This is a genomic window from Frateuria soli (genome assembly GCF_021117385.1).
GTDB classification, from domain to species: Bacteria; Pseudomonadota; Gammaproteobacteria; order Xanthomonadales; family Rhodanobacteraceae; genus Frateuria_A; species Frateuria_A soli.
Genome location: NZ_CP088252.1, coordinates 251001 through 269543, shown reverse-complemented (window position 1 = coordinate 269543; position 18543 = coordinate 251001). Strand labels below are relative to the sequence as shown.

At 68.7% G+C, this 18543-nt stretch carries 19 protein-coding genes; 10 read left to right on the top strand and 9 right to left on the bottom strand.

Annotated features, from left to right (window positions below):
• Positions 1–30: 30 nt before the first annotated feature.
• Both LQ771_RS01210 and LQ771_RS01205 read right to left on the bottom strand, forming a co-directional pair.
• Positions 31–2247 (bottom strand): polysaccharide biosynthesis tyrosine autokinase, encoded by a 2217-nt coding sequence (locus LQ771_RS01210; RefSeq protein ID WP_231350597.1) that lies wholly within the window; start codon positions 2245–2247, stop codon positions 31–33.
• Between the two features lie 24 nt (positions 2248–2271).
• Positions 2272–2706 carry a low molecular weight protein-tyrosine-phosphatase gene (locus LQ771_RS01205; RefSeq protein WP_231350596.1) on the bottom strand — a complete coding sequence of 145 codons (435 nt, stop codon included), beginning with the start codon at positions 2704–2706 and terminating at the stop codon, positions 2272–2274.
• A gap of 354 nt (positions 2707–3060) precedes the next feature.
• Here LQ771_RS01205 and LQ771_RS01200 point away from each other — a divergent pair, with 354 nt between their 5' ends.
• Positions 3061–3270 (top strand): hypothetical protein, encoded by a 210-nt coding sequence (locus tag LQ771_RS01200; RefSeq protein ID WP_231350595.1) that lies wholly within the window; start codon positions 3061–3063, stop codon positions 3268–3270.
• Between the two features lie 104 nt (positions 3271–3374).
• Positions 3375–4460 (top strand): polysaccharide biosynthesis/export family protein, encoded by a 1086-nt coding sequence (locus LQ771_RS01195; RefSeq protein WP_231350594.1) that lies wholly within the window; start codon positions 3375–3377, stop codon positions 4458–4460.
• A gap of 174 nt (positions 4461–4634) precedes the next feature.
• On the opposite strand, the gene LQ771_RS01190 is transcribed toward LQ771_RS01195, so the two are convergent.
• The gene (locus tag LQ771_RS01190) at positions 4635–4976 is read right to left on the bottom strand and encodes a Rieske (2Fe-2S) protein (protein WP_231350593.1); all 342 of its coding nucleotides are present in this window, start codon (positions 4974–4976) and stop codon (positions 4635–4637) included.
• Positions 4977–5053: 77 nt separating this feature from the next.
• Between LQ771_RS01190 and LQ771_RS01185 the strand changes: the two genes are divergently transcribed.
• The 5 genes from LQ771_RS01185 to LQ771_RS01165 all read left to right on the top strand — a co-directional run bounded on the left by LQ771_RS01185 (position 5054) and on the right by LQ771_RS01165 (position 9365).
• On the top strand, positions 5054–5326 hold the full coding sequence (locus LQ771_RS01185; RefSeq protein ID WP_231350592.1) for a hypothetical protein: 273 nt from the start codon (positions 5054–5056) through the stop codon (positions 5324–5326).
• Positions 5327–5398: 72 nt separating this feature from the next.
• The gene (locus LQ771_RS01180; RefSeq protein ID WP_231350591.1) at positions 5399–6265 is read left to right on the top strand and encodes a methylated-DNA--[protein]-cysteine S-methyltransferase; all 867 of its coding nucleotides are present in this window, start codon (positions 5399–5401) and stop codon (positions 6263–6265) included.
• A 145-nt stretch (positions 6266–6410) separates the two neighbouring features.
• Positions 6411–6797 carry a VOC family protein gene (locus LQ771_RS01175; protein WP_231350590.1) on the top strand — a complete coding sequence of 129 codons (387 nt, stop codon included), beginning with the start codon at positions 6411–6413 and terminating at the stop codon, positions 6795–6797.
• 26 nt (positions 6798–6823) lie between these two features.
• The gene (yedA, locus tag LQ771_RS01170; RefSeq protein ID WP_231350589.1) at positions 6824–7735 is read left to right on the top strand and encodes a drug/metabolite exporter YedA; all 912 of its coding nucleotides are present in this window, start codon (positions 6824–6826) and stop codon (positions 7733–7735) included.
• Between the two features lie 211 nt (positions 7736–7946).
• Entirely contained in the window at positions 7947–9365 is a 1419-nt protein-coding gene (locus LQ771_RS01165; protein WP_425491296.1) for a short-chain fatty acid transporter, read from the top strand.
• 49 nt (positions 9366–9414) lie between these two features.
• Here the strand turns inward: LQ771_RS01165 and LQ771_RS01160 are convergent, their stop codons facing one another.
• From LQ771_RS01160 to LQ771_RS01145, 4 genes are all read right to left on the bottom strand, one after another.
• Positions 9415–10731, bottom strand: a complete 1317-nt coding sequence (locus LQ771_RS01160) for an ABC transporter permease (RefSeq protein ID WP_231350588.1) — start codon at positions 10729–10731, stop codon at positions 9415–9417.
• A gap of 10 nt (positions 10732–10741) precedes the next feature.
• On the bottom strand, positions 10742–11908 hold the full coding sequence (locus LQ771_RS01155; protein ID WP_231350587.1) for an ABC transporter permease: 1167 nt from the start codon (positions 11906–11908) through the stop codon (positions 10742–10744).
• A 10-nt stretch (positions 11909–11918) separates the two neighbouring features.
• Positions 11919–12605 (bottom strand): ABC transporter ATP-binding protein, encoded by a 687-nt coding sequence (locus LQ771_RS01150; protein ID WP_231350586.1) that lies wholly within the window; start codon positions 12603–12605, stop codon positions 11919–11921.
• A gap of 80 nt (positions 12606–12685) precedes the next feature.
• Positions 12686–13918: an efflux RND transporter periplasmic adaptor subunit gene (locus LQ771_RS01145; protein WP_231350585.1), complete on the bottom strand. Its 1233-nt coding sequence runs from the start codon at positions 13916–13918 to the stop codon at positions 12686–12688.
• Positions 13919–14570: 652 nt separating this feature from the next.
• On the opposite strand from LQ771_RS01145, the gene LQ771_RS01140 reads away from it, so the two are divergent.
• The 3 genes from LQ771_RS01140 (at position 14571) to LQ771_RS01130 (ending at position 17307) form a co-directional block, all read left to right on the top strand.
• Positions 14571–15257 carry a fumarylacetoacetate hydrolase family protein gene (locus LQ771_RS01140; RefSeq protein ID WP_231350584.1) on the top strand — a complete coding sequence of 229 codons (687 nt, stop codon included), beginning with the start codon at positions 14571–14573 and terminating at the stop codon, positions 15255–15257.
• Between the two features lie 70 nt (positions 15258–15327).
• Positions 15328–15729 (top strand): large-conductance mechanosensitive channel protein MscL, encoded by a 402-nt coding sequence (mscL, locus tag LQ771_RS01135; RefSeq protein WP_231350583.1) that lies wholly within the window; start codon positions 15328–15330, stop codon positions 15727–15729.
• A gap of 141 nt (positions 15730–15870) precedes the next feature.
• Positions 15871–17307 (top strand): M20/M25/M40 family metallo-hydrolase, encoded by a 1437-nt coding sequence (locus LQ771_RS01130; protein WP_231350582.1) that lies wholly within the window; start codon positions 15871–15873, stop codon positions 17305–17307.
• A 99-nt stretch (positions 17308–17406) separates the two neighbouring features.
• Here the strand turns inward: LQ771_RS01130 and LQ771_RS01125 are convergent, their stop codons facing one another.
• Positions 17407–17796 carry a hypothetical protein gene (locus LQ771_RS01125; protein ID WP_231350581.1) on the bottom strand — a complete coding sequence of 130 codons (390 nt, stop codon included), beginning with the start codon at positions 17794–17796 and terminating at the stop codon, positions 17407–17409.
• 242 nt (positions 17797–18038) lie between these two features.
• Complete coding sequence (locus LQ771_RS01120; RefSeq protein WP_231350580.1) at positions 18039–18494, bottom strand: MarR family winged helix-turn-helix transcriptional regulator; 456 nt, start codon at positions 18492–18494, stop codon at positions 18039–18041.
• Positions 18495–18543: the final 49 nt, after the last annotated feature.

The following is an 18543-nucleotide window of genomic DNA, read 5'->3' as shown; positions in this document are numbered from 1 at the left end:
TCCTTACTGATTTCGAGGAGGGAAGCGGGATCAGGCCTTGGCGCCGGCGTACTCGTAGTACGCGTAGGCGTAGTAGCCCGCGCTGCGCTTCTCGACCGCGTTGAAGATGGCGCCCTTGACTGGTACGCCGTTCTGTTCGAAGCGCTGCTTGGCCAGCGCGATCTCGCGCGCCTGGTTCACGCCGAAGCGCACGACCATCAGGCTGGTGCCCACGTGGTGGCCGATCACCGCCGCATCGGTCACCGCCAGGATCGGCGGCGTGTCGATGATGATCAGGTCGAAGCGCGGCTTGAGCTTTTCCAGCAACGCGGTGAAGTGCGAATGCATCAGGAGTTCGGACGGGTTCGGCGGCACCTTGCCGCGCGAGATGAAGTAGAGGTTGTTCGCCCCCTCTACCGTACGCACCGCCTCGGACAGTCCGATCTGGCCGGAGATCAGTTCCGACAGGCCTTGCTCCGGGCGACCGCCGACCACGGTGTGCAATGCACCCTTGCGCATGTCCGCGTCAATCAGCAGCACGCGCTGGCCGGCCTGCGCGATCACCGCCGCCAGGTTGGCGCCGACGAAGGTCTTGCCGGCGCCCGGCCCCGGGCTGGAAATCATCAGCAGGTTGTTCTTGGCCTCCAGGCGCGCGAAGTGCAGGCTGGTGCGCAGGCTGCGCAGAGCCTCCACCGCAAGGTCATCCGGTGCGCTTTGTGCCAGCAGGTGCTGCGCGTAGGCGCCCCGTCGCACGCGGCCGTTGCGCTCGTTGATCTCGCGCTCGGCGGCCGACAGCGGCACGCAGGCATAGACCGGAAGGCCGACATGTTCGATCGCGGCCAGGTCTTCCACGCCGCGGTTGAGCAGCTGGCGGATGAAGATGAAGGCAAGCGCGAGCAGCCCACCCAGGGCGGTGCCGGCGAGCACCAGGATCATCTTCGGCGGCCACACCGGGCGATTGGTGTTGGTGGCGGCGCGATCGACCACGCGCACGTTGCCGACGGTACCGGCACGCGCGATGTCGAGCTGCTGGGCCTGGTTGAGCAGGTTGGTGTAGGTCTCGTTGCTGACCTGCACGTCGCGGGTCAGGCGCAGCAGTTCCTGCTGCGTATCAGGCAGGTGGCCGACCTGCTTCTCCAGTGCCGCCTTCTTGCCCTGCAGCTGGCCGATCTGCGCGGCCAGAGCCTGGTAGGTCGGGTGGTTGGAGGTGAACTTGCGCTCGACGTCGGCCATCTGCATGCGCAGGTTTTCGATCTGCGTATCCAGCGCGACGGTCTGGTCGAGCAAGCCCTTGGTCTGCAGGCTGATGTCCACCGAGTGCGCGCGCATCTGGAACGCGTTCAATGCCGCGGTCGCCTTCTCCAGGTCCATCTTGACCTTGGGCAGTTGCTCCTTGACGAACTTCAGGCTGTTGGCCGCTTCGGCGGAGTTGCGCTCCACGTTCTGCTGCACGTACAGCGCGCTGATCTGGTCCAGGAGCTGGGTGGCCAGCACCGGATCGGGGTTGTCGTAAGTAAGGACGATGATTCCCGAATCCTTGCCCTGCTCGACCGCCTGGATCGCACCCTGCAACGCGGTGATCGTGCCCAGGTGCGAGTGGCGCGCCACGTCGAACACGGTGCCCGGATTGGCGTGCAACGCCTGCACTTGCATGGTGATGCCGCTGCCGGTGGCCGGTTCGCCGACGCGGCCCTGCAGCAGGACGTTGTCCTCGTCGTCGGTGAGCTGGTACGCACCGCTTTCGCCGGCGATCAGGTGCAAGGGCTTGTCCAGCAATGTCGAAGGCACGTCCAGCTGGAAGATATCCAGCTCGGAACCGCCCCAGTCGTAGCTGTCCATGCCCATGAAAGGCGGCGCCACGTCACCCGGCATCTGCGGCTTGTAGCTGCGCGCCATGTAGTTGCCTATCAGCGGGAACCGCTCCGGCTCGGCCGTGATGTCCAGCTTCAGGTTGGTCACCGCCTGCCCGATCACGGTACGGGAGGTGATCAGGGCGATTTCGGTGGTGGCCTGCGAGGAGGAGGTGCCCAGCGTCTGGGTGAGATCGTCCAGGCCCGGCAGGCTTGGGACCTTCTGTTCGACCTGCACCGTGGCGGTGGCTTCGTAGATGGGGGTGCTCAGCGTGGCGTACAGCACGCTGAGCACGAAGAACACTGCGGTCACGCCGATGATCAACCACTTGTGGTCGAGCAGCGTGCCTAGCAGCGCATGCAGGTCAATGTCGTCATCGCGACGCGGTGAGGACGGAAAGGTTTGCTTGGTGGTCATAGCCCGATTCCTAGGCTGAGGGATTCACAGGTAGCGCAGCCAACTGCCGACGCCACGTTCGATTGAGGCGTGTACTTGCTCGAACACACTGCGCGAACGTCGATACGGATCCGGCACGTCGCTGCCCGCGTGCCATTTGTCGAAAAGAAAAACCTTGCCGCTGGCCTCCGGGGCGAGCTTCACCACGGAGTTCAGGTGCCGGCGCTCCATCGCAAGGACCAGGTCCGCCTCGCGCAGCATCGAGGGCTCGAGCTGGCGTGCGCGGTGCTCGCTGGCATCGATGCCCTCGTCCTCGAGCAACGCTGCTGCGTTCCGGTCGATCGGCCGCCCCACCAGCGCGCCCAGGCCGGCGCTGCGGACCTGGATGTCGCGCTCGCCAAGTTCGCGGCGGAAGAGGAATTCCGCCACCGGGCTGCGGCAAACATTGCCGACGCAGACCACGAGGATGCTGTTGAACACGATCCACACACTCCCGAAAACCCACGGCCATGTGGCCCCTGTCGATGACCCGCCGGCCGGACGTGCGATGGACGCCGAACCGGCCGGGAGAGAGTCGGCAGTCTAAACTCCTGTTCCGTGAAAAAATCATGTTGGACACTCCCTTCATTTACGTGAAGAAAATGCCTTCATCGATACATCTTTCCTTCACGCGGGGTGGCCCTGGCATATCGCCAACTTGAAGACCCTGCTTTCTCACGGCATTCACGAATGATCGCGTTAGATTCGTCGAGCCCGCTTGGCAACCGTTCCACTCCCGGGGGGACCAATCCATGCACACGTCGGACTTCCGTGCTTCCGCCTGGCGGTCGACTGATGGCCACCAAGACGTTGGTACGCAAGGGTCTGCGCGCCATGGTGGCGTGTCCGTCACCGGACGTGGCGACGCCGGCATCGACCTTCACTGCCTGCGCCGCGCTACCCGACGACGCAGGCTGGTGGAACGCCCGGGCGACGCCTGCGATACATGCATCGGCGGTCGCGCAAGCCTTCGGCAATAGCTATAGATACACCCACTCGCATTAACCGTCGCCATTAGCCAAAACCGCCAATTCAGGAACTCGCGTGACGTCACGCTTCATTAATACTTCGCGATCAATCCCGAAATGGCCCAGCAGAAAGGACGCATTATGAAAACGCTACCCGCAGTAGCCCTCCTTCTCTTCGCGCTCGTGCTGAACGGCTGCGCGATCGTTCCCGGCCAGCGCATGGACGAGGGTGCGCTGCAGCGCGAGGACAGCCACATGCAGCTGTTGCAGATCACGCCCGAGCTTGTGCAGAGCAGCGAGGAGCAGGCCGTCACGATTCCGCAGGAACTGCTGTCGTATCAGCCGGAGGATTACCGCATCGGTCCCGGCGACACGCTGTACATCACTGTGTGGGATCACCCGGAACTGACCTCCCCCGCAGGCTCGCAGCAGCAGACCGTGGCCAACGGCCGCCTGGTGCGTCCGGACGGCACGCTGTTCTATCCGTATGCGGGCACGGTCAAGGCCGCGGGGCTCACCGTCGAGGAACTGCGCCAGGCGCTGACCAAGAAGCTGAGCAGCTTCGTGCGCGACCCGCAGGTAGACGTCAACGTGGTGGGCTACGGCAGCCACCGCATCACGCTGGAGGGCGCGTTCCAGCACACCGATGCGCAGGTGCTCAACTCGGTGCCGGTGACGCTGGCGCAGGCCATCGGCGTGGCCGGCATCGACACGCAGGAAGCGGACCTGTCCGGCTTCACGCTGACCCGCGATGGCAAGACCTATCCGCTTGACCTGACCCGGCTCAGCCAGGACACCGGCGGGCAGACGATCTACCTGAAGCCCGGCGACAAGCTGTTCCTGCCGTTCAACGACAACAAGGAAGTCTATGTCGTGGGCGAGGTGATCCGCCCGCAGGCCATCACCTTCAAGACCACCGCGCTGACGCTCACCCAGGCGCTGGGTCGTGCCGGTGGCCTGAGCCCGGTCACGTCCTCGGGCAACGCCGTGTATGTGATCCGCGGTTCGGAGAACCTCACCCAGACGCCCGCGCAGGTGTTCCATCTCAATGCGCGCTCGCCGGCGTCCTATGCCCTTGCGGACAACTTCCGCGTCAAGCCGGGCGACGTGGTGTGGGTCGGTGCGGCCGGCATCACCAAGTGGAACCGCTTCCTGAGCCAGCTGTTGCCGCTGTCCGGCCTGATCTACCAGGCGGCCGGCACCGCCGATCGGGTCAGCAACCCCTGATGCGAAGTTTGGCTGGCGGGCCAGGGAAGGCCCGCCGGCATGGACGAGAAAAAGCCCGGCGCATGCCGGGCTTTTTTTGTGCTTTCAAGCCTCCCGCAGAACCCGACACGCCGGAAACCCCAAACGGCCGGCGGGCGTTCCGCGACGTGAAGAACGGGGCGTTGCCGAGGCAGGCTAATCGTTCGCCAGCCAGACGACCCCGCGCTCCACGCGCACCGGCACCGCGCGCAGCGACTGCCCGCGGCAGGGCCCGCCCACGCAGCAACCGTCCCCGGTCCGGAAGCTCGCTCCGTGCACCGCGCAGACCAGCGTGCCGCGGCTGATCAGGAACTGCCCCGGCGCCCAGTCCAGCCGTCGCCCGGCATGCGGGCAGACGTTGATCCAGGCGCGTGCATCCTCGCCGTCGCGCAGCACGATCAGGTTCTCCGACCCCTCCGGGAGCACGGCATCGACGGCCACTGCCGTACCGTCGGGAATGTGATCAAGGCGACACAGCGCCCCGGGGGGTAGGTCCATCGGCACTTGCCTCGGGGGCGTGAAAGCCCCATCTTTCGCGCACGTAAGTCGTTGATTTTACCACACGGATTTTTAACATGCGCCTGTTCCAGCTGCCTTCGCCCCGTTCCCGCCATCCGCTCGCTCGCGCCCTGTCGCTGGTCGTGGGGGTTGCCGTGGTGGGCGTGATGCTGGTGTTTGGTCTGGTCGTCGCCGGTGTCCTGCTGGTCGGCGGCGGACTGTGGCTGGCGCTGCGCCAGTGGAACCGCGCGCGTGCCGTCGGCCGTTCGGCACCTGCCGCCGCTACGCGACAGCAGGTGCTCGAGGGCGACTTCGTGGTGCTGCACGAGGGTCGCCCCGCCGCGCGTTGACGCGCAAGAAGCGGATGGCCCGGCCGCGGCCACCGCAGCAGACTGGCGTCATCTGGAAACCGGAACGCCGCCATGTCCGCCATCGAACCGCTTGAACAGGCCCGTCGGCTGCTCGACGAGGCCGATACCGCACCCAGCCTGGACGCCCTGGCCAGAGCGGTCGCCCTGAGCCCGACCCACCTGCAGCGCGCCTTCCGCCGGCGCTTTGGCATGAGCCCGGCCGAATACCACCGCTCGCGCCGCTTCGGCCAGTTCAAGGCCGCGCTGCGCGACGGCGCGGCGGTTACCGACGCGGTGTACGAAGCCGGTTTCGGCTCCGGCAGCCGCGTGTACGAGCACAGCAACCGCCTGCTCGGCATGACCCCGGCCAGCTACCGCGCCGGTGGCGCCGGGGCGAGCATCCGCTACACCACCACCGGCACGCCGCTGGGCCGGTTGCTGGTGGCCACCACCACGCGTGGCATCTGCGCGGTCACCCTGGGCGACGACGATGCATCACTCGAACGAGGCCTGGCCGGTGAATTCCCGCATGCCGCGCGGGAGCGTGTCGACGCCGGGCGCGAGGAATGGCTCGACGCGGTGATCGCGCGCATCGCCAGCGAACTGGGCTGGAGCCGCGTTGCGGCGCCGGCCATGCCACCGCTGGACATCGCGGCCACCGCGTTCCAGTGGCGCGTGTGGGAGGCGCTCACCCGCATCCCCGCCGGGCAGACGCGCAGCTACCGCGCGCTGGCCGCCGAGCTGGGCGACCCCAAGGCCGCCCGCGCGATCGGCAACGCCTGCGGCAGCAATCGCCTGGCGCTGATCGTGCCCTGCCACCGCGTGGTACGCGAGGATGGTTCGCTGGGCGGCTGGCGCTGGGGCGTGGAGCGCAAGCGCGAGCTGCTGGCGCGCGAGCGCAGTCACGTCGCCGCACCGGAACGTCGCCGCGCGTCTTGACCACCGCTCAAGGTTGGATTGAGAACTGCGCGCTTCCGCGGCCGCTCCGCTCCGGCTATCGTGCGCGCTTCGGGCAGCACTCCCCCCATCGAGCCGGGCTCCGCCGACCCGTCCGCGCCTGCCCGCCGCCCAGTGGAACCTGCCGATGCCCACGCACAAGCCCGCCGGCCGCAACGCCGTTTCACCCTATCTGATTGTCGCTGACGCGCGCGCCATGCTGGCTTTCCTGCAGGCGACCTTCGGCGCGCTGGAGCTCTGCCGCAATGCACGCGGGGACGGCTCGATCATGCACGCCGAAGTACGCATCGACGACTCGGTGGTGATGCTCGGCGAGCGGCCGGACGGGCGCGATCCGGTGTGCTGCTCCACCCACGTCTACGTGCCGGACGTCGACGCCTGCTACGCCGCAGGCCTGGCCGCCGGCGCATCCAGCGTGTCCCCGCCCACCGCCCAGCCTTATGGCGACCGCTCGGCCGGACTGCGCGATCCCCAAGGTCACCTGTGGTGGATCGGCACCCACCTGTCCGGCTGATTCCTTCCCCACGCACGGCCCCGCCCATGTCCGCCATCGATGAGACCCCCGCCGTTGCCGTCCGTACGCCGGACGAGCCACGCCTGCTGATCCCGCTCAGCCTGCTCGCGCTGTACGTGATCTGGGGCTCGACCTACCTCGGCATCCGCTACGCGCTGGAGAGCTACCCGCCGTTCCTGCTCGCCGGCGTGCGCTTCCTGGGCGCGGGCCTGGCGATGTACGCCTACCTGCGCCTGCGCGGCGTGCGGCCACCGACCCGGCGGCAGTGGCGCAACGCCGCGGTGACCGGCGTATTGCTGCTGCTCGGCGGCAACGGCCTGGTGTGCTACGCCGAACAGAGCGTGAGCTCGGGCATCGCCGCGGTGGCGGTGGCGAGCATGCCGCTGTTCGCGGCGGTCTTCTCGGGCATGTACGGCCAGTGGCCGAGCCGGCGCGAGACAGTGGGCCTGTTGATCGGCTTCGCCGGCGTGGTGGTGCTGAACCTGGGCAGCGGACTGTCCGGCTCGCGACTGGGCGCGCTGGCGCTGATTGTGGCGGCCATGAGCTGGGCCTTCGGCTCGGCCTGGAGCAAGCGCCAGGACATGCCGGCCGGTCCGATGAACACCGCCGCGCAGATGCTTTGCGCCAGCGCCGCGCTGCTGCTGGTCGGTTTCGGCACGGGCGAACACCTGCCGGCTCATCCCACCGTTCGCGCCACCGCGGCGGTGGTGTACCTGGCGCTGTTCGGTTCGATCGTCGCCTTCAGCGCGTACCTCTACGTGCTCAAGCACGCGCGCCCGGCGCTGGCGACCAGCTACGCCTACGTCAACCCGCCGGTGGCGGTACTGTTCGGCGTCGTGCTGGCCGGCGAGCACGTGGGGCCGTTCGACCTGGGCGGCATGGCGATCATCCTGATAGGTGTCGGCGTGATCACGCTGGCCAGGAAGCCCGCGCACTAGGCGAAAGCCCATGTAGGAGCGCACCCTGTGCGCGACCGCGGGGCACTGGGTCGCCGGGAAGCTCCCGGCCATCGGCAGCATGCCGGTTGAAACATGCCTGCTTGAGCGTGCCGGCACGCAACGGCGCTATATCGCGGTCGCGCACAAGTGCGCTCCTACAGGGGTTGTCCCCGTGCCACCATGCCAGCTGGCGATGGCAACGGTGAGCGGCATGGATTCGTCGCAGCAAGGCCTCCTCGCACGCGCGGCATTGCGCTGTGCGGCCTGGTCGGAACGCTGGTTTCCCGACGCCTGGGTGTTCGCCGCGCTCGGCGTGGCGCTGGTGGCGCTGCTCGCGCTGGGCTTCGGTGCCACGCCGTCGACCACCGTGCAGGCCTTCGGCGACGGCTTCTGGAGCCTGATTCCCTTCACCATGCAGATGGCGTTCGTGGTGATCGGCGGCTACGTGGTAGCCAGCGCGCCGGTCGTGGCGCGCCTGATCGACGCCCTGGCGCGCGTACCCAAGAGCGGTCGCGGCGCGGTGTGCTACGTGGCACTGGTGAGCATGCTCGCCTCGCTGCTGTCGTGGGGCTTCTCGCTGGTGTTCGGTGGCCTGCTGGTGCGCGCGCTGGCGCGGCGCGGGGAGCTGGCGATGGACTACCGTGCCGCCGGCGCCGCGGCCTACCTCGGGCTGGGCGCGGTATGGGCGATGGGCCTGTCCTCCTCGGCCGCGCAGCTGCAGGCCAACCCCGCCAGCATGCCGCCGGGACTGCTGGCGATCACCGGCGTGCTGCCGTTCGCGCAGACGATCTTCCTGTGGCAGTCGCTGCTGCTGACCGCGGTCCTGATCGCCGTGTCGCTGCTGGTGTGCTGGCTCACCACGCCGACCGGCGCGGGAGCGCGCACCGCGCGCGATTGCGGCGTGGCCGACGCCGATGCGGTGCCCGCGCTGCCACCGCGCACGCGGCCGGGCGAATGGCTCGAGTACAGTCCGCTGCTTTCGCTGCTGGTCGGCGTGCTGGGCCTGGGCTGGCTGCTGCGGCGCTTCGCCAGCCTGCCGGCGGCGGTGGCGATCGCCGACCTCGATACCTACAACCTCCTGTTCCTGACCGCCGGCCTGTTGCTGCACTGGCGCCCGCGCAGCTTCCTGGACGCGGTGGCGCGTGCGGTGCCCGGCACCGCCGGCGTACTGATCCAGTTTCCGCTGTACGGCGGCATCGCCGCCCTGCTCACCCACGCACCCGGTGCCGACGGTGCCACGCTGGCGCACCGGCTGGCTGGCATGTTCGTGCGGGTGGCGACCACCGACAGCTTTCCGCTGGTGATGGGCGGCTACTCGGCGGTGCTCGGTTTCTTCGTGCCCTCGGGCGGCGGCAAATGGCTGGTCGAAGCGCCCTACGTGATGCAGGCGGCCAACGACCTGCACGTCCACCTGGGCTGGGCGGTGCAGGTCTACAACGCCGCCGAGGCGCTGCCCAACCTGATCAACCCGTTCTGGATGCTCCCGCTCCTGGGCGTGCTGGGACTGAAGGCGCGCGACGTGGTCGGCTTCACTTTCATCCAGCTGCTGGTGCACGTGCCGCTGGTATTGGGTTTGCTGTGGTTGCTTGGGTTGACGCTGGACTACGTGCCGCCGGTGGTGCCCGGTTGAATGCGGGAACACGCGGGGTGGGCCTTCAGCCCACCCCGCGTTGCGTTGCTCAGGACTCGCGCAGCGCCGTGGTCACCGGCAGCCGCGCGGCGCGCACGGCCGGGAACAGGCCGCCGATGAAGCCGATCGCCAGCGCCCACTTGATCCCGGTCCACAGCAGGGCTGGAGTCACGTGCAGCTGGAAGCTCATCTGGGCGGTGGTGCCCGCGGCAAGCGTCGAGGCAGAGAAGCCATTGAATGCCAGCCATGCCAGCACGCCTCCCAACACGCCGCCGAGCAGCGCGAGCAGCATGGTTTCCAGCATCACCGCCACCACCACCGGCGTGCCGCGGAAACCGATAGCGCGCAGCGTGGCGATCTCGCGGGCGCGGCCTGCAACCGCGGCGAACATGGTGTTGAGCGCGCCGAATACCGCGCCGATCGCCATGATCACGCCCACCACGATGCCGATGATCCTGATCGCCTGGGTGGTCTGCTCGGACTGCTTGCTGAAGTAGTCGAGCGTGGTCTGCACGTCCACCTGCAGGCGCGGATCGCCCTTGAGCGCAGCCTTGAATCCGGCGAAGGCGCTGGCGCCGGTCAGGCGGGCGAACACCGAGGTGCGGCTGCTGCCACGCCGGTAGGCCGAGGCCACCACGTCCGCATCGCCCCAGAGCTCCGAATCCGTCGCATTGCCGGCGGCGAAGATGCCGGTCACCGTCCACATCTGGCTGCCCAGCTTGATCTGGCTCCCCGGCTCCAGCCCGGCGAACTGGCGTTGCGCACCCTTGCCGGCCACCAGCTCGCGCAGGCCCGGCTGGAACTTGCGCCCGGCGACGATCTTCACGTCGGGGCGCACCGCCCAGGCCTGCTCGCCGACGCCGCGCAGCTGCACGCTGCCCTCGTCGCCGCTGCCATCGCTGAGTGGCAGGTTGGCCGCGACCACCAGTTCCGGCGAGGCGATCGGCTTGCCGCTCTTGTCGCGTGCGATACCGGGTGCCTCGGCGATGGCGACGATGGCGTCGTGCTCGAGTACCGAGGAGACTTCCGAAGCCGAACCGTCGCGCATCACGATGGCGGTATCGGCGCTGCCGCTGCTGCTGAGCGCTTCGCTGTAGCCCACGCCCATCGCCAGCAGCGACACCAGCACCGCCACCACGCCGGCAATGCCGACCACCACCACCGAGGACGAGCCGACACGCTGGGGCAGCGTGCTCACGCCCACGCTGGTGGCCGAGCCGGCCTGCCGGCCGGCGCGGGTCAGCTGCATCCACAGAACGAACAGCACCGCCAGCGCCAGCAGTACGGGCCAGGGCAATGCAGCCCAGGCGATGATGCTTGCCACCACCACGAGGGCGAGCACGAGTCCACGCAGAAATGATTTCATGGCTTTCTCCTCAGCGCCCGGCCAGTGCATCGACGATGTTCAGGCGCATCGCGCGCATCGCGGGCAGCAGGCCGACCAGCAGGCCGATCGCCAGCATCAACGCCAGGCCGATCGCCCAGCTGCTCGCCGGTACCGACGGCATGCTGACCATCCCGCCACTTCCCGCGCTGAGCACCGGCCCCAGCACCGCGGCCAGCCCCAGGCCCAGCACGCCGCCCAGCAGCACCAGCACCACCGACTCGGCCAGCACCAGCCCCAGCACGCTGGCGCTGGAGAAGCCGATGGTCTTGAGCACGGCCAGCTCCGAGGTACGCTCGCGCACCGCCTGGGCCATCGTGTTGCCGGTCAACAGCAGCAGGGTGAAGAACACCGCGCCCATGATCGATACGACGATGAAACCGACGTCGGCCATCTGCTTGATCCACTGCGCCATGGCGGCCTGTTCGGTCATCGTCCGGGTCTCGTGATCCGAATTGGCCGACAGCGCGTCGATCGCGTTGGCCACGCGGTCGGACTGGCTGGCGTCCGCCACGCGGGTGACGTACCAGCCAACCCGCCCGCGGTTGTACGGATTGGACTCGTCGAAATACTTCCAGTGCATCAGGATGCCGCCCTGGAGCATCTGCCTGTCGTCGGGCTTGCTCGAGTGAATGACGCCGACGATGTCGAAGCTCCAGTTCTTGCTGCCGTCGCGATTGGGGAAGATGTTCGACTGCAGCGGCAGCTTGTCGCCGACTTTCCAGTGGTACTTCTTCGCCAGCAGGTCGCCGACCAGCACGCCGGTGCGGGTCTGCTCGAAGGCCTTGCGCTCGGCCGGCGAAACCGTGACCTCCGGGTACATGTCCACGTAGTTGTCGCTCACCGCGAAGGTGAAGATCTGGTTGTGCGGGTCCTGGTAGGCGCCACCGAACCAGTTGGCATAGGCCACCATCTTCACGCCCGGCAGTTGCTCCATGCGGGCTTGCAGCGATTGCGGCAGGGTTTCGATGAAGGAAAGCTTCGAGCCGGTCTGCAGGCGCTCGGCGCCGGCGGCGCTCTTGCCCGCGTTGGCGAAGCTGGTGCGCACGCCGTCGAGCATGCCGAACAGCAGGAACGCCGCCAGGATCGACACCAGCGTGAGGAGCGTGCGCGTCTTGCGCCGCCATAGCGCGGCCCAGATCAGGTGCAGGTATTTCATGCGAGCCTCCTCAGGCCAACGCCTGCTCGACCAGCGTGCCCTTGTCCAGGTGCAGGGTGTGGTTGGCGTACTCGGCGGCCTTAGGATCGTGGGTGACCATCACGACGGTCTTGCCGTGCTCGCGGTTGAGCGTGCGCAGCAGGCCGAGCACCTCCTCGGCGGACTGGCGATCGAGGTCGCCGGTCGGCTCGTCGCAGACCAGCAGCGTGGGATCGGACACGATCGCGCGGGCGATCGCCACGCGCTGCTGCTGGCCGCCGGACAGCTCGTTGGGCTTGTGCGACGCGCGCTCGCCCAGGCCCACCAGCTGCAGCGCGATCGACGCCCGCTGGCGCCGCTCGGCCGAGGACAGCCTGGTCAGCAGCAGCGGCAGCTCGACGTTGCGCTGCGCCGAGAGCATCGGCATCAGGTTGTAGAACTGGAACACGAAGCCGACGTTGGCCGCGCGCCACTTGGCCAGCGCGCCGGCGCCGAGCTGGTCGATGCGCTGGTCGCCCACGCTGATGACACCGGCGGACGGCGTGTCCAGCCCGCCGATCAGGTTCAGCAGCGTGGTCTTGCCCGATCCCGAGGGGCCCATCAGGGCAAGGAAGTCGCCCTCGGCGATGTCCAGGTCGATGTGGTGCAGAACCTCGACTTTCTGCTTGCCGCGCGTGTAGACCTTGGCCAGGTCGCGGGTTTCGATCAGGTTGCCCATGGGCTTTCTCCGGTCAGCCGTAATGGTTGCTTGAGTCTTCGCGCGCGCCCGGAACGGGCGTTCGCCACTGCATTCGACGATCAGGACGACGTGTTCTCGACACGCACGGCCGCGCCATCGCGCAAGTCGGCCGGCGGCGATACCACTACCGTGTCGCCAGGCTGCACGCCGCCGGTCAGCAGGCGCTGGTCGCCGCGCACTTGCGCCTCCACGGACCGCTGCTGCACGCGCTCGCCCTGCACCACGAACACCACTTCGTGCCCGTCACGCCGCGCGATCGCCGTGGCCGGTACCAGCACGCCGCGCGGCGCCTGCGCGGTGGCCTTGGGACGGGTCTCCAGGAATGACACGCGCACGCCCATGTCCGGCACGATGCGCTGGTCCTTGTTCTCCAGCGCCACACGCACCTTCACCGTCGCCTTGCCACGGTCGGCAGCCGGCACGATGGCGATGACGTGGGCCGGGATGCGCCAGTCTGGATAGGCGTCCAGCACCGCTTCGGCAGGCATGTGCGGCTTGACGCGGCCGATGTAGGCCTCGTTCACGTCCACGTCCACTTCGAGCGAATCCATGTCGACGATCGTGCCCACGCCGGTACGGGTGAAGCCGCCGCCGGCGGACAGCGGCGAGATGATCTCGCCGACCTGCGCGGCCTTGTCGGTGACCACGCCGTCGAACGGCGCGCGCACCACGGTGTAGTCGAAGTTGACCTTGGCCACCTTGGCCTGCGCCTGGGCGGCCTCGGCCTGGCGGCGCTGCGCGTTGAGCTGGGCGGCAAGCGCGTCGACCTGGGTGTGCGCCTGCTCAGCCGCCTGCCTGGCGACCAGCCCGCGACCGACCAGTGCGTCCTGCCGGGCCGCATCGTGCCGGGCCTGCCCAAGCTGTGCCTGGAGCTGGGTGACCTGTGCCAGCACCGCGCGGGCGCTGGCCTGGGCAGCGTCGAGGTTGGCGCGGTAGGCGCTGTCCTCCAGCCGCGCCAGCACCTGGCCCCTGGTGACGTGGTCGCCTTCCTCGATCAGCACGTCGGTGAGCGTGCCGGTGATCTGCGCCGACACCGTCGCCTGGCGCCGCGCGGTGACGTAGCCGGTCGCCTGCAGCACGGCGCCGGCATCACCGCCGGCGGGCGCCGCGGCCGTGGCGGTCTGCACGACCACCGGCCGATGGGCGAACATCCACCAGCCGCCGGCACCCAGTGCCAGCAGCACCAGCACCGCGGCTCCGGCAATCCACGGCCAGCGCACGGGCGCGGCGTTCACCGCCTCGCGGTGGTCGCGATCGATCTTCAGCTGCCTGAGCAGTTCGCCGTTGTCCACGTCCCGGTCCCGTCGTCCATTTTGCGAGTGCAGAAGATGCGGCAAACCTCCGCCCGGCGGCAGGTCGAGCCATCAGCCATCGGCAGTGACAGGTGTCACTCCACCGACGCTGGCTCTGGCAGCGACGCGCATTCCGCGTGCCCCCCCTCGACGGCGTCTTCCTCGGGCAGCTGGCGCGCGATGAGGTCGCGCGCGCCGGCCGGATGACGCCGACGATCACGACCTCGCGCGGGTCGACCCGCATGCCGCGCTCCTGCGAAGGTAGCGGGCCACCGCGGCAGCGACGAGGCGGCCCTCGAGTATCGCCCGATGTGCTGCGACGGCCTGCCAGCCTCGCCGCGCGCGGGCGCCAGTGCTTGAGGCTGCGCGCGTCCGACCGCACGAGAGGCGGCGAAATCGATCACGTCCGACCGGGGCGCACATCGTCAGCGGGCGACTGCAACGGAAGACCAGCCGTTGCCCGAAGCACGACCGTGGGGCATCCGGCAGGCAGCCTCGCTCCAGTGGCTCGCAAGCCATCAGCACGACCGTAACGCGACTCGCCCGGCGCCACCGCCGCGAAGAGCCGCAGGGCGGCGCTGGCCGGCGGATCGCATGGCCCGGCGACCGGGAGGGATGGCATCGGGGGCACGGGATGGGTAGGCTCGTGACCATGCGCTACGCCATCCCCCTGCCCGCGATCCCCAGCCTGCCGGTGCTCGGCAGCGACGACCGCTTCCCGGTCCGCCGCATCTTCTGCATCGGCCGCAACTTCGCCGACCACGCGCGCGAGATGGGCGCGACGGTCGACCGCGAACAACCCATGTTCTTCTGCAAGCCGGCCGACGCGGTGGTCACCGACGGCGCCGACGTGCCCTACCCGACCGCCACCGCCGAGCTGCACCACGAGGTGGAGATGGTCGTGGCACTGGCCGGCGGCGGGCGCGATCTGCCCGCCGACCTCGCCCACTCGCTGGTGTTCGGTTACGGCGTCGGGCTGGATCTGACCCGCCGCGACCTGCAGGCGCAGGCCAAGGCCAAGGGCCATCCCTGGGACGTGGCCAAGGCGTTCGACCACTCCGCGCCCGTGTCCGCGCTGCGTCCGGTCGAGATGGGCCGGCCCGGTCCGCAGACGCGGCTCAGCCTGGAGGTGAACGACGTGCTGCGCCAGCAGGCCACGCTGAGGGACATGGTGCACGACGTGCCGGCCATCATCGCGGCGCTGTCGAAGCTGTTCGAGCTCAAGCCCGGCGACCTGCTGTTCACCGGCACGCCGGCCGGCGTCGCGGCGCTGCACCGGGGCGACCGCTTCCACGCCGAACTCGAAGGCATCGCCACGCTGGACGGGCGCATCGCCTGAACCGCTGTTGCACGCAGCGCGGGCGCGCTAGAGTCTGCGCGGGGGAGTTCCCGGCAATGGGAGAGTTAGCATGGGCATGCTGAAGGAATTCAGGGAATTCGCCATGCGCGGCAACGTGATCGACCTCGCCGTGGGCGTGGTCATCGGTGCCGCGTTCGGCAAGGTGGTGACCTCACTGGTCGACCAGATCATCATGCCGCCGATCGGGCTTGCCACGGGTGGCGTGGATTTCAGCAACCTCAAGTGGGTGCTCAAGCCGGCCGATCCGGCCAACAAGGTTGCCGAAGTGGCGATCCAGTACGGCGCCTTCATCAATACGGTGATCACTTTCCTGATCATCGCGCTGGCGATCTTCATGATGGTCAGGGTGATCAACCGGCTCAGCCGCAAGCCGGAGCCCGCACCGGCCGTCACGCCGCCGGACGTCGTGCTGCTGACCGAGATCCGCGACCTTTTGAGGGCGAAACCGTAGCGGCGCCGGGGACGGGGAACGCAAGGCAGGCGACATCGTGCCCGTTCCCCGTTCCCCGTGCCCGGGCTCGTGACTTCTGGCCTACGCCGCCGGCTGCCGCGGCCCCAATAATCGGGTGTTCATCCCAAGCGGAGTCCCCCGATGCGCCGTCCTTCCCTCACCGTGCTCGCTGCCAGCCTGCTGCTGGCCAGCGGCGCCGCCTTCGCCGCCAACACCACGATCCCCGCCGCAGCCGTGAAGACGGCCGAACAGTTGCGTGACAGGGCGATGCATGATGACACCGGTTACCGCATCGCCGAGTCGCTCACCACCGAGGTGGGCCAGCGCCTGGCCGGCAGCCCGGCGGACAAGCGCGGCGTGGACTGGGCGATCGCCAAGTTCAAGGAACTGGGCTTCGACAAGGTCTACACCGAACCGGTCACCTACCCCAAATGGGTGCGTCGCAGCGAGAGCGGCGCGATCGTCTCGCCGTTCCCGCAGTCGCTGGTACTCGCCGCGCTGGGTTACTCGCCGGGCACGCCCGAGGGCGGGCTAACCGCGCAGGTGGTGCGCTTCGCCAGCCTGGATGCCCTCAAGAACGCCGACCCGGCGAGCGTGAAGGGGAAGATCGTCTACATCGGCTTCCGCATGCAGCGGCACAAGGACGGCCACGACTACGGCACCGGCTCGGCGATCCGCACGCAGGGCCCGGTCATCGCCCAGGCCAAGGGCGCTGCCGGCTTCCTCCTTCGCTCGGCCGGCACCGATCCCGAGAGCCGCACGCCGCACGCCGGCGTCACCGGCTTCCGCGACCCGGCCAAGACCATTCCCGCGGCCGCGTTGTCCAACCCCGACGCCGACCAGCTCGAGCGCGCGCTCGCCTACGGCAAGCCGGTAACGGTGAAGCTGGACCTCGATTGCGGCATCGAGGGCGAGTACACCGGCGCCAACGTGATCGGCGAGATCACCGGCGCGAAGTATCCCGACCAGGTGGTCGCGATCGGCGGCCACCTGGATTCCTGGGACCTAGGTACCGGCGCGATCGACGACGCTGCCGGCGTGGCGATCGCCATGGGCGCCGCCAAGCTGATCCACGACCTGCCCCGCCGCCCGGACCGCACCATCCGCGTGATCGCCTTCGCGAATGAGGAGATGGGCCTGTGGGGCGGCCGCGCCTATGCCGAGAAGCACGCGGGCGAGGTGGGCAAGTTCCAGCTGGGCACGGAGTCGGACTTCGGCTCCGGCCGCATCTGGCGCATGAGCGCCAGCGTCAAGCCGCAGGCGCGTGGCGCGATCGAGCAGATCGCCAGGGTGCTGGCGCCGATCGGCGTGGCCTATGACGCCAGGCGCCCGGGCGGCGGCGGCTCGGACCTCTCGCAGATGCACGCCAAGGGCATGGCGGCGCTGTCGCTGACCCAGGACGGTACCCACTACTTCGACTGGCACCACACCGCCAACGACACCTTCGACAAGATCGACCCGAAGGACCTGGCGCAGAACGTGGCGGTGTACGCGGCGTTCTCGTACATGGCCGCGCAGGCCGAAGGCGACTTCGGCTCCGCGCCGGGCGCCTTCGCCGACGACGGCGCCGGCGAATAGCACGGGCCGGGTCGCGGGGCGGACTTCAGCCCACCGGCTTTCCGACACGGAGAAAGGCGGTGGGTCGAAGGCCCGCCCTGCGCCACCATGCTGTTGGTTCTAGCGGGTGTAGTAGCTGCCGCTTGCCGCCAGCGTCTTCGGCACACAGAACGTCTTCGGCAGCACGGCGATCGCCACCGGTACGGCGACGGTCTTCTCCACGCCGCCCGCATGCGCGCAGTCGACGCCCTCGGGCAACCGGTAGTGGATGATCCGGACGGTGTATTGCGGGCAGACGTCCCCACACCGGAACTCGGCAACCACCGGGATACCCTGGTGCCGGCCGAGCTCCACCGTCTGGCCCATCATGGCCCGCTTGTCGAATGACTTGGCGGCATAGGCCGCCAGCGTCGCATCGTCGAGCATGCCCGGTTCGCTCGCGCGTGTTGCGCAGCCGGCGCCGGCCAGGGTCAGGAGGATCGCCGCGGCGGCGAGGGCAATGCGGGACATGGCAGGTCTCCGGAACGAGCGCCCGCCACCCTAGCGCAAGCACCGTCTACGCGCAGCAAATCGGGCTGCTGGCTGCACTCATCGGCCGGCTTCGAAGCCCGGCTGCGCGTTCCTGATGATGCGATCGAATATGCCATCGTGCTGGCGATCCCGCGCCCGCCCGGGCCGCAGCGCAGTAGCCGGCGGCAAGTGCCTGTCGCGGCCAATCCGGCGAACCCGGCGGCCGTGCCCCGCCGGAGCACCTAGTCGCTGCCGGTTTCGCCCTGCTCCAGCGACTGCAGGTTGTCCTTGATCCGGCCGATCACCGCCAATGCCTGGCTCAGCTCCTCGACGCTGATGCCGGCGGTGGCATCCTTGCGCAGGCCGCGGCCGATGTCCTGCATGTCGTCGATCACTGCGCGCGCACGCGCGGTCAGGTGCAATCGCCAGGCGCGACGGTCCTTCGGGTCGGGGTGTCGTTCGACGAAGCCGGCCGTCTGCAGGCGGTCGATCACGCGGCCTACCGCGATCGGCTCCATTTCGAGCAGCTCGGCAAGCTCGGTCTGGCGAAGGTTCTCCCCGCGGTGGTGCAGCATCTTGATCGCCCTCCACTGTGCGCGGGTCAGCCCGAAGCGCACGGCTCGCCGGTCGAAGTGCTTGCGGAACAGCAAGGTGACGTCGCTGAGCAGGTAACCGAACGGGATGTCTTCCGGTTTCATGTTGTGATGCATCTCCTGTCCCAAGTCAGAGCATAAAGCGCGGCCCGCA